This window comes from Acidaminococcales bacterium (genome assembly GCA_031290885.1).
Taxonomy (GTDB): Bacteria; Bacillota; Negativicutes; order Acidaminococcales; family JAISLQ01; genus JAISLQ01.
Window position 1 is genome coordinate 1 of sequence record JAISLQ010000048.1, and the last position, 4339, is coordinate 4339.

Genomic DNA, 4339 nt, shown 5'->3' on the forward strand with positions numbered 1-4339 from the left:
AACAATTCAGCGCAATGAACGGCTTGGACGCGCGGGCGCTGCAATTGTGTATCGCCTGCGCAAACAGTTCCTTGCCTGTGCCGCTTTCGCCGACAATCAAAATGTCCTCGTCATATTCCGCCATGCGTTTTGCCATGGCAATGGCTTTTTGCATCGGCGCGGACACGCCGATTACGTCGTCGAAGGTGTATTTTGCCCGGGACAGGCGCGTTACCGTCTTTTTCAATTCCTCGTTGCGCCGCACATACTGCTCTAGTTCCCTTGAGAGTTGCTTTATGCGCTCAACGTCTTTGATCAGCGATATGCCGCCGATGATTTGCCCATTTTCGTATAAAGGGTTAAGATCGACCACATAATTTGTGCTGATCTCACGGCGAATTATGCCCAGTTTGCTTTGCCCGGTTTTTATTACCTGCGGCAGGACGCTGCCCGGCCTAACGTCCGGCAGGAATTTGCCCATAATGGCTTCCCGCTTTATACCGACGATATTAAGATAACTTTCATTGACATATCTGACCACAGCGTCGATGTCCGCAATCAGTATTCCGTCCGAAAGAGATTCGATCAACGTGGTTATGGTCTGCCCGGTATTGAAGAACGCGCCATCCCTGTCCAAAATATCAACTCCGTTTCGCCTTTCGCGGCATCGGCCGCCCGGCAAGGTCCGGTTCCGTCATAAATCGTAAATCATCTGCCTTATATAGCCATTATATAATATAATATTTTCGCTTTTAAAATATTTTCGCAATTTAACATAGCAAGCGTTCCGTAAAAACATTTGGCGGCAGAGCGCGCCCGCCGTTTCCGGCTTGCGCTTTAAAGCTTGCCCGCCGGGGCAAACTCAACGTCCACGCACACAATTTCCGGCGCATTGCCGATCCTGACCGGCGGGCCCCACGTCCCAAAGCCGCAGGTAACAATCACGTTCAGTCTGTCCAATTTTGCGTAGCCGTAGTCGATGGGAAAAATATAACTGGTTATGAGGTTGTTAGGCGCAATCTGCCCCTTATGCGTGTGCCCGCACAAAATCAAATCCGCCCCGGCCGCCTGGGCCTCTTTCAGGCGGCTTGGCTGATGGTCAAGGACTATTATCGGTTGCTCGCCGCGGCCGGCCAACAGCGGCGCCAGACTTTGCTTTCCGCCGGCCCGGCTGTAGTCGTCGCGCCCCACGACATATACGCCGTTTGGCAATGTTACGCCTTTGTCCACCAGCACAGTCATGTACCGCGAATTCAAATACGCCTCAACGTCTTTGCTTTCTCGCCCCCCTATGTATTCATGGTTGCCCATGACCGCGTAAACGCCGAACTTAGTATTTACATTTTTTAAGCCGTCCAGCGGCCGTTTGCGATAGAGCGAATTTATATCGCCGTCAACCGTATCCCCGACAATGAACAAAACGTCGGCGTCAAGGCCGTTGACCATTGCCACTGCCCGCGCCACCGATTTTTCGCCGTTTATTTTTCCCAGGTGCAAATCGGAAAGCATGGCTATGCGCATTTTGCCAATTGCCGCCGGTTTGTCGATTTTTATCTTATAATTGGTTACGCGGGGGTTTTGCGCGTTATAAGCGCCGTATGACATAAGGGCGAGCAATATCGTCAGGACAGCGCCGCCGGTAGCCTGGGCCGACGGACGGAATATGGCGAGGCGAAAAGTTTTTTGCAGAAAATTCGCCAAATCGCAAATGGCGGCAAGCATCAGGCCATAATAAATTATCGCGATCCAGTAAGCTCCCAAAAGATAAAGCAAATCCAGCGGCCCGTTAGGCAACGCTTCGCTGTCATTGCGCAAAAGCAAGGGCAGCAAAGCCACCGCCAGCCAAACGGCCGCGACAGCGCCGCCCGCCAGCGGCAACCGCTCCCGGAACACCGCAACGAACCGATAGCCCAGATACAAATTGCCTGTTATGTAAAAAAGCATGAACCCTATGACGAAAACGCTCAATTAAATCACTCCCGCAGCCAATCTTTTAAAAGCCTGGCCGCGTAAAGCCCTAACGCCTCATTGCCCCTCACGGTCAAGTGCACGCCATCGTCAAGGTAATTCAACGGGTTGTCGGCGGCGGGAAGAGCCTTTTGCAGGTCAATCGTCAACACCCCCGGCAAAGACGCGCCGCGCACACTATCGCGCAGCGCCATAAAATCGCCCGCGAAAATTTCCGCCGCCGAAACCAGCGGCAAAACACAGCCAACGCGCAATTTCCTGTCCAAGGCCATTTTCTGTATGGCGGCCGTGTCGCGGGCAATGTCGGATGCGGCGCGCGCGGCCAAAATTACGTCATTGGCGCCGCCAAACATGATAAAATGCGTCAGTTCGCCGTTTTCCAGAATTCGTTTGGCGCGAAACTTCATGTCTGCCGTAGTTTCACCGCAAACACCATAATTGAGCGATTTTACGCCGAGCCGTTCCGACAAAACGGAAAGCCACGACACCTTTTCCCCGAAAGGGAACCCTGCGGTCAACGAGTCGCCTAAAACCGCCAGCAGCATGAACCAATCGCCTCGCCATAAAAACAAAATTGCGCCAAAACAATCCCGCCCCAACAGGCGAAAGTTTCGGCTTGAAGCGCCGCCAAAGCGCGGCGCTCCCTAAACATAATAGCACGGCCATGTTACATTCGTCAAAGCGCAAGCCGGCACTGTTTTCGCAACGCATGAAAAAAGCGCGGCCATGGCCGCGCTTGCCGCTTTTAAACAGTCATGTTTTATTGGCAAAATATTCGCAAGTCCTGCGCAATCCTTCTTCCAGCGGCACAGAGGTTTTCCAGCCCAAATTTCGCACCGCCCGCTCATTGTCCAAAATAGAGCGGTAAATGTCGCCTGCCCGCGGCGGACCGTATTTCGCCCCTATCTTTTTCCCCGTTATTTTCCCTAACATTCCCGCAAGCTGGTTTATGCTGGTTTCTTCTTTGTTGCTCAAGTTGTAGGCCGTATTTATTTTATCGCTTTTAAGCGCCCGCCAAATGCCGGCGGCAATGTCGCCGGCGTAAACAAAGTCGCGGGTCTGCCCGCCGTCGCCAAAGATGTCAATGGGCGCCCCCTGGGCAGCCCGTTTGGCAAAAATGCTGATTACCCCCCCTTCCCCGCCGTCTCCCTGCCGTTCTCCGTAGACGTTGGCAAAACGCAAAACGATGTAATCAAGGGAAAAATTTTTCTGATAAAGTTCTAAATAACGCTCAAAAGTAAGCTTGCTCAATCCATAAAACGAAGTCGGCATTTTGTCATAGTGTTCTTTGATCGGGACTATTTTTACGTTGCCGTAAACAGCGGCGCTGGAGGAAAAAACCACCCTTTTTACCGATTTTTTCCGGCAGGCTTCAAGCAGGTTAATCCCGCCCAGTATGTTGTTTTCACCGTCAAAAAAAGGATCGTCCAGCGAGACATTGACCATAGTCTGCGCGGCTAAATGCACGACGGCATCAAACCCTTCTTCGGCGAAAACATCCGCGAGCCCTTTGGCGCGAACGTCCATTTTGATGAATTTTGCGCCGTCCGGCACATTTTTCGCCAACCCTGTGCTAAGGTTGTCCAGCACTACTGTTTCCACTTGTTCTTTAAGCAGCAAATCCGCAAGATGCGAGCCGATGAACCCCGCGCCGCCGGTAATAAGTATTTTCATAATTTATTTTATACCTTCTTTTGCATTTTTTTCCGTAAAATATTCCCAGCCATCGACAATGTCTAAAAAAGCGCCGTCAAAACCTTGCGCCAGTATCAAGTCAAGATAAGCGCCAGGCTTTCCGAAAAGCAGATCCTTCCATTCCCTCTCCCAGTATTTGACTACGAAGTTGCCCTTCCAGTAGGGGTTTTCTCTTTCCAACCAGCCCGGCGGCTGCGCCGACCAGCTTTTTTGCCAGTAATAGCGGTAATCTTCCGCCTCCCCTATGCTCATATAGGAAAACACCAGCCTGCGGCCGCCATTTTTTTTCGTTTTAAGACTTTCTACTTCCTGCGGCGATAAAAATTCCGCGCCAAAAAATAAATCAATGATAATAAGGTCAAAATTTGTTTCCCGCAGCGCTGCTATATAATCATGCCTTCTATGGAACCCGCTCGGTTCGAGGAGAACCAGGAAGTTTTTGATCTCGGCCAGCTTGGTTATGTCGCGGGCGCTCTCGCCGGACAATTGAACTGGGTACAGCGGTATGCGGTTCAAATTCTTGCTGGTGGAGGCAAAGCTGATAAATTTTTCCTTTTTGTTCAAAGCCTCCGAAAGGACGATTTTTTTGGCCGTGCCGCAATAGTCAATGTTCAATATGGGTTTTTTAATCTCCCGGGCGTAGGCGAGCTGGTTCCTGGTTTTGTCGCGTTCGATTTCAAGCGTTTCGGTATTGTTG

The 4339-nt window shown here is 51.3% G+C and carries 4 protein-coding genes and 2 pseudogenes; all 6 read right to left on the minus strand.

All coding sequences use genetic code 11. From position 1 onward, the window contains the following. Window positions 1-133, minus strand: a pseudogene (locus LBO03_05820) (sigma-54 factor interaction domain-containing protein). 291 nt (window positions 134-424) lie between these two features. Continuing rightward, window positions 425-616 (minus strand): annotated as a pseudogene (locus LBO03_05825) (PAS domain-containing protein). A 200-nt stretch (window positions 617-816) separates the two neighbouring features. Beyond that, entirely contained in the window at window positions 817-1947 is a 1131-nt protein-coding gene (locus LBO03_05830) for a metallophosphoesterase (protein MDR3349107.1), read from the minus strand. Between the two features lie 5 nt (window positions 1948-1952). Continuing rightward, the gene (locus LBO03_05835) at window positions 1953-2492 is read right to left on the minus strand and encodes a GDSL-type esterase/lipase family protein (protein ID MDR3349108.1); all 540 of its coding nucleotides are present in this window, start codon (window positions 2490-2492) and stop codon (window positions 1953-1955) included. A gap of 208 nt (window positions 2493-2700) precedes the next feature. Continuing rightward, entirely contained in the window at window positions 2701-3621 is a 921-nt protein-coding gene (locus LBO03_05840; GenBank protein MDR3349109.1) for an NAD-dependent epimerase/dehydratase family protein, read from the minus strand. Window positions 3622-3624: 3 nt separating this feature from the next. Further along, the coding region (locus LBO03_05845) for an endo alpha-1,4 polygalactosaminidase (GenBank protein ID MDR3349110.1) at window positions 3625-4339 on the minus strand (715 nt) is incomplete at its 5' end.

Coding starts and splice junctions, on each gene's coding strand:
- LBO03_05835 (MDR3349108.1), bottom strand. CDS start 2,492: ATGCTGCTGGCGGTTTTAGGCGACTCGTTGACCGCAGGGTTCCCTTTC.
- LBO03_05840 (MDR3349109.1), bottom strand. CDS start 3,621: ATGAAAATACTTATTACCGGCGGCGCGGGGTTCATCGGCTCGCATCTT.